General features: G+C 62.1%; 5 protein-coding genes and 1 pseudogene. 3 read left to right on the forward strand and 3 right to left on the reverse strand.

Translation table 11 applies throughout. The features are described from left to right. Positions 1-185: pseudogene (locus tag RM530_RS18150) on the reverse strand (DNA adenine methylase); the annotation flags it as partial. Positions 186-522: 337 nt separating this feature from the next. Between RM530_RS18150 and fadB the strand changes: the two are divergent. Together fadB and fadA are read left to right on the forward strand one after the other, a co-directional pair. Beyond that, entirely contained in the window at positions 523-2,673 is a 2,151-nt protein-coding gene (fadB, locus tag RM530_RS18155) for a fatty acid oxidation complex subunit alpha FadB (protein WP_311366678.1), read from the forward strand. Between the two features lie 56 nt (positions 2,674-2,729). Continuing rightward, the gene (gene fadA, locus RM530_RS18160) at positions 2,730-3,890 is read left to right on the forward strand and encodes an acetyl-CoA C-acyltransferase FadA (RefSeq protein WP_311366679.1); all 1,161 of its coding nucleotides are present in this window, start codon (positions 2,730-2,732) and stop codon (positions 3,888-3,890) included. 71 nt (positions 3,891-3,961) lie between these two features. Here the strand turns inward: fadA and RM530_RS18165 are convergent, their stop codons facing one another. After that, on the reverse strand, positions 3,962-4,651 hold the full coding sequence (locus RM530_RS18165) for a TetR/AcrR family transcriptional regulator (protein WP_311366680.1): 690 nt from the start codon (positions 4,649-4,651) through the stop codon (positions 3,962-3,964). Between the two features lie 567 nt (positions 4,652-5,218). After that, positions 5,219-5,794 (reverse strand): Uma2 family endonuclease, encoded by a 576-nt coding sequence (locus tag RM530_RS18170; protein WP_311366681.1) that lies wholly within the window; start codon positions 5,792-5,794, stop codon positions 5,219-5,221. Positions 5,795-5,968: 174 nt separating this feature from the next. Between RM530_RS18170 and RM530_RS18175 the strand changes: the two genes are divergently transcribed. After that, positions 5,969-6,271 (forward strand): type II toxin-antitoxin system CcdA family antitoxin, encoded by a 303-nt coding sequence (locus RM530_RS18175; protein ID WP_311366682.1) that lies wholly within the window; start codon positions 5,969-5,971, stop codon positions 6,269-6,271. Positions 6,272-6,354: the final 83 nt, after the last annotated feature.

The following is a 6,354-nucleotide window of genomic DNA, read 5'->3' on the forward strand; positions in this document are numbered from 1 at the left end:
ATCAGCGCGCAGAGCACCGCCAGCCGTTCGCCGGGCGGCAAGGCGCGATAACGCCGCCCCCAGTTCTCGGCCTTGCGCTTGATGCGTTGCCGGTCCGTGTGACCTGCATAGCGGGCCCAGTGCACCCGGTCCACCATCGAGGTGGGTCTCCATGTATGCGTCGTGGGTCCGAAATAGTTGGCCATCACCGCCGATCCGCGTCCACCTCAGTCGGATCGGCTGCGCAGGCTCAGGCATCTGCGTTGTCAAGCACTCACGGCCAGGTAGCAGGGGGTGAGTAGTTACCCTCGTTCGGGAATTTCGCAAGAGGCTCGAAGTGCTAAAGTGCGGATCGGCTGCAGGAGATGCCCATGCCGCCGCATTCCGCAACCCGCAACCCGTTCAGACTCATGTCATGTCGGAAGAGATTTCCGGTTTTACGTCCTGTTCACTGAGGGCTAACATCGCGGCGCCAACATTGTGGTGCGGCGCGGAAATCCCGTTGTCGTTCTTTTATAAATTCCAAGCATGAGGGCCTTACCCATGTTCCAAGGTCAATCCATTCGATGCACCAAGCTTGACGGTGGAATTGTCGAGCTTTGCTTCGACCGGCAGGGGGACGCGATCAACAAGTTCGATCGCTCCACCCTGGAAGAGTTGAAGGCGGCCATCGATTCGATTCAGCAGGAAAGCGCGCTGGCGGGTGTTGTCGTCACCAGCGGCAAAGCGGTGTTCATCGTCGGCGCCGACATCACAGAATTCGGAGAAGCGTTCAAGCAGCCCGAAGAAGACATCGCGGCGTGGGCGCTCCAGTCGAACCAGATATTCAATGCCTTCGAGGACCTGCCGGTACCCTCCGTTGCCGCGATCAACGGTTTCGCACTGGGTGGCGGACTGGAAATGGCGCTGGCCGCCGATTACCGCGTTATGGCGACCGAGGCGCAGATCGGTCTGCCGGAAGTCAAGCTGGGGATCATTCCGGGATTTGGCGGTACCGTCCGACTGCCGCGCCTGATCGGTGCCGACAATGCCATCGAGTGGATCGCTGGCTCGGCGCAGAACAAGGCGGCTGCGGCGCTCAAGGTGCATGCGGTGGATGCCGTGGTGGCATCCGACAAGCTCAAGGATGCCGCGTTGCAGATGCTCAAGCTGGCGATCGACGGCAAGGCCGATTGGAAAGCGCGCCGAGCGCGCAAGAAGGGCCCGCTGCAGCTCAACCCGATCGAGGCGATGATGGTGTTCGAATCGTCCAAGGGCGTGGTCGCGCCCAAGGCCGGCAAGCACTATCCGGCGCCGATGGCCGCCGTCAATGCGATTCAGAAGGCGGCGTCCAAGGGACGCGACGAGGCGCTGGCGATCGAAGCCAAGGCCTTCGCCAAGCTGGCTCGTACCTCGGTGGCCGATTCGCTGATCAGCCTGTTCCTCAACGATCAGCTTCTCAAGAAAAAGGCCAAGAGCGCAGGCAAGATCGCGCACAAGGTCGAACATGCGGCGGTGCTGGGTGCCGGGATCATGGGCGGTGGCATCGCCTACCAGAGCGCCTCCAAGGGCACGCCGGTGGTGATGAAGGACATTGCCGAGAAATCGCTGGATCTGGGCATGGGCGAGGCCAACAAGCTACTGTCCAAGCAGGTCGAGCGCGGCAAGCTCAAGCCGGCCAAGGCCGGTGCGATCCTGTCCTCGATCCGCGCGACGCTGTCCTACGACGAGATCAAGCATGTCGATATCGTGGTCGAGGCCGTGGTCGAGAACCCCAAGGTCAAGAAGAGCGTGCTGGCCGAGGTCGAGGGCATTGTCGAGCCGGACACGATCATCGCCTCGAACACCTCGTCGATCTCGATCGACGAGCTGGCCACGGCGATGAAGCGCCCCGAGAACTTCCTCGGCATGCATTTCTTCAATCCCGTGCACCGCATGCCGCTGGTGGAGGTCATCTACGGCGAGAAGACCAGCAAGGAAGCGATTGCCACGGTGACCGCCTATGCCTCGGCGATGGGCAAGACCCCGATCACCGTCAAGAACTGTCCGGGCTTTCTGGTCAACCGTATCCTGTTTCCGTACTTCTTCGGATTCCTCGGCGCGATTCGTGCCGGCGGCGACTTCGCCAAGATCGACAAGGTGATGGAAGGCTTCGGCTGGCCGATGGGCCCGGCCTACCTGCAGGACGTGGTCGGCATGGACACTTCGCATCATGTCGGTGAAGTGCTGGCGGAAGGCTACCCGGACCGCATGGCCAATTCAGACAAGAGCGCGCTCGACATGATGTACGAGAACGAGCGCCTCGGGCAGAAGAACGGTATCGGCTTCTATCGCTACGAGAAGGATCCCAAGGGCAAGCCCAAGAAGACCGCGGATGAGGAAAGCTACAAGCTCATCGCCGAGGTCCAGCCGGACGGCCAGAAGGATCTGTCCGAGGAGGACATCGTCGACCGCATGATGCTGCCGATGATCATCGAGACGGCGCGCTGTCTCGATGACGGCATCGTCGGCACGCCCAGCGAGGCGGACATGGGCTTGATCCTCGGCGTGGGCTTCCCGCCGCACCTGGGCGGTGCGCTCAAGTATGCCGACCAGCTCGGTCTGCAGACGGTCGTCGAAAAGTGCGCCAGGTATTCGAATCTCGGCAAGCTCTACGAGCCCACCGAATCCATGAAGCGCATGGCCGCCGAAGGCAAAACCTATTACGGAAAGTGAGGGTCCGTCCGCTTCATTGAATTGAACCGATATCGGGCCTTACTGGAGATTTTGAAATGACTGAAGTCGTAATTGTCGACGCACTGCGCTCACCCATGGGCCGTTCCAAGGCTGGGGTGTTTCGTAACGTTCGCGCCGAAACCCTGTCCGCCGAGCTGGTCAAGGCGGTTCTGGCGCGCAACGAAGCGCTCAAGCCGGACGAGATCGAAGACGTGATCTGGGGCTGCGTCAACCAGACGCTGGAGCAGGGCATGAACATTGCCCGCAACCTGGCGCTCAAGGCCGGCCTGCCGCTGACCGTGCCGGGGCAGACCGTGAACCGCCTGTGCGGTTCGTCCATGAGCGCGATTCATATTGCCTATGCCTCGATCAGCGCCGGCGTGGGCGATGTCTATGTCTGCGGTGGTGTCGAGCACATGGGTCACGTGTCGATGACGCATGGTTTCGACGGCGATCCGGAACTGTCACTGACCGTCGCGCGCGCTTCGGCGATGATGGGCCTGACCGCCGAGATGCTGTCGCAGACTCATCAGGTGAGCCGCGAGCAGCAGGACGAGTTCGCGCTGCGTTCGCACAAGCTGGCGCACGAGGCCCGCCTCAGCGGTGCGTTCGGGAACGAATTGGTGCCGATCTTCGGGCACGACGCCGACGGTGCGCCGATCCTGGTCGATTTCGACGAGGTGGTGCGGGCCGAGGCGAAGATCGAGGACCTCGCCAGGCTGCGACCGGCCTTCAACCCCAAGGGTTCGGTCACGGCCGGCAACAGTTCCGCGCTGTCCGACGGCGCCTCCTGCGTGCTGGTGATGTCGGCCGACAAGGCCAAATCGCTGGGACTCAAGCCGATGGCGAAGATCCGCTCGGTGGCGGCGGCCGGCTGCAATCCGGCGATCATGGGCATCGGCCCGGTGCCGGCTTCGCAGAAGGCGCTCAAGCGTGCCGGTCTGTCGGTGTCGGACATCGAGTATTTCGAGCTCAATGAGGCGTTTGCCGCACAGTCGATTGCGGTGCTCAAGGATCTCAAGCTGCTCGACCGCCTGGACCACATCAACATCCACGGTGGCGCGATTGCGCTGGGCCATCCGCTGGGATGCTCGGGTTCGCGTATCACGGGTACGCTGGCGCATGTGCTGAATCAGAAGGATGCGCAGTTCGGTCTGGCAACCATGTGCATCGGCATGGGCCAGGGAGTGGCGACAGTGCTCGAACGCGTGCACTGATCTCGCTTAGAAAGAAAAGGCCGGCAACTCGCCGGCCTTTTTCATATCCGATAGTCGGAAAACCGCCCGAATCAGGACTTGGCGTCTTCTTCCCGGCAGGGCATGGCGCGCACCCGGGGCTTGAGCTTGGGAACCTGCATGCCGAAGGCGTTGACGCCGCCGAGCAACAGCCGCGTGGCGAACTGGGCCGCGGCGCGTGGGCTGTGCCGGCGCCGTTCGGCGATGAGGCGGCTCATCTCGAACGCGGATCCGAAGAAGCCGGCGGCCACCAGTTCGATGTCCAGCGGCGGGAACAGGCCGCGGTTCACGCCATCGCGCAAATCATCCTTGAAGGTCTCGAACGAAAGCCCCACCACGCTCTCGTCGTACAGCGTCTGCATGTTGTGACGGTTGTGCAGGATGATCAGGTGCAACTGGGAATCGGCGACGGCTGCTTCGAACGAGGCCAGAAAGCATCCATGGATGAACTCCTCCAGGGTGCGGGCTTCGCGGCGGACGCGCTTGATTTCCTCGGACAGCGCCAGCACGCGCTCATCGACGAGTGCGCGAAACAGCGATTCCTTGTCGGGGAAGTAATTGTAGAACGTGCCGGCGGCGAGTCCGGTGCGACGGATCACATCTCGAATGGTGATGGCGTCGAAACCGTACTTGAAGAAACAGCCGCGTGCCGCATCGAGGATGATCGAGCGATTGGCGGCCTTGTTCTGCTCGCGCTTGCCGATGATGCGATTGCCCGGCGTCTGGGTACGAAATCCGACCATGTTCAAACCGCCTGCCAGAGTCTGGCGACATTCGACGCGCCCTGCGGGATCGGTAGGCAGGGCGCGGAGGGATGCGGTGCCGAGAGGACACGACCGCATCGGTTCGCGGCGTCAATCGGGCGACGAACCGTCCCATCAGAATCCAGGGTCAAAGACATGAGCCTCCACAGCGATATCAACTCTGTCCCGTCGCAGGGTGACGACACAAGGCGCTGGGTCGGTCTCCCCCGGGCTGTGCCGCAGGTTTGAACGCCCGCACGCCTGAGACGAAGCAGCCGGGACTATACAGCGTCGTCACGTCGCGGTCGACAGACGTCGAAGCGGCGTTTTGCTGCACTTTGCACGGTGGTCGGGCTGTGCCCGCCCGCGGCGGCCGAGGGAGCCTCTGCATGAGCAACAGCGCTCGACGCCCCGTGTTTCGGCAGCGCTCGCGACGCTCATTTGTCCAATAAGCTCCCACTACGTGGGCGAGGGTCGGTCGGCATCACGCAGTGCGTGATTCACGCTAACGCTCATGCAGGCATGCGCGCGGCTGAGCGGCGATCTGCAAGCCCTTGCGGCGGTGCTTCAGAACAAAGCGCTGATGTCGATGCCGCAGGCGGGCAGCAGTCCCGGCGCGACATGGCCCGAAAGAATGTCCTGCGTCTGGTAAGTCTTGGTGCTTGGCTGTTGCCAGCGTTCCACTCGCGAGGCCGGCAGGTCCACCAGCCAGACTTCCGGAATCGCGTGCCGCGCGTACAGAGCCAGTTTGGTGTTGCGATCGTAGTCGAGGCTGGAATCGGCCACTTCGATCAGCAACAGCACGTCGGCGGCCTGCGGATGGGCGTCGCGATAGAAATCGGGCCTTGGCCTGAGCAGCGCGATATCGGGCTGGGGCTGGGAGAGGTCGTTGAGGTGGATCGGATCCTGCACGCTCAGAATGGCTTGATTGAGCAGTTGAGTCTGCAACTGCCAGACGATCTTTTTGACGACGCTTGCGTGCGCACTTCCGATCGGTGCCATGTCGATGATCTCCCCGTCGATCAACTCCGTGCGATCTTCCGGCCGCAGGATGCCGGCCTGCGCCATCAGGTAGTAGTCTCTGACGGTATGCAGATGGCGTTTGGGCGCCTGCCCCTGTGCCCGCGTTGTTTGCATGGACATGCCTGGGTTCAGCCATTCGATTCAGTGGATGAGTGTAGCAATCCACGAATTCCATCCAAACCACCGTCGTTGGCGATGCCGTAGCGGATCGGCAAAGGACCGGTGCGGCGACGGTTTCGATCGAGTTTGCATTGGGCGGGACGAGGGTATCGTCTGATCGGCTTCGGGTTGCCGATGGCCTCGGATGCGCATGCCCTGCGCATGTTGCTTTTTGAGAGGTGGCGGATGAGTGTGATTTACGACATCAATGCCCGCAAGCGGGCGGTGAACCTGAGCTTGAATGAAGATTTGGCGATTCGGGCGCGGCAGGTGACAGGCAACCTCTCTGCGGCGGTCGAAGCCTTGCTTGCGGATTTCGTCGCGCAGGAGGAAGAGCGGCATGCTGCAAAGGCTAGCGTTTTGCGCGAGGCAGCCGCAGCTTGGAACCGCTTCACAGAGCAGCACGGCTCATTCGCCGACGAACATTCGACGCTTTGAATGGCGCAGTTCGACGTCCATTTCAACGACGGTCGACATCGCGACCGCATTCCGTTCGTGGTGGTGGTGCAGTCCGCGATCTT

Origin of the sequence: Banduia mediterranea (assembly GCF_031846245.1) — a bacterium.
Taxonomy (GTDB): Bacteria; Pseudomonadota; Gammaproteobacteria; order Nevskiales; family Nevskiaceae; genus Banduia; species Banduia mediterranea.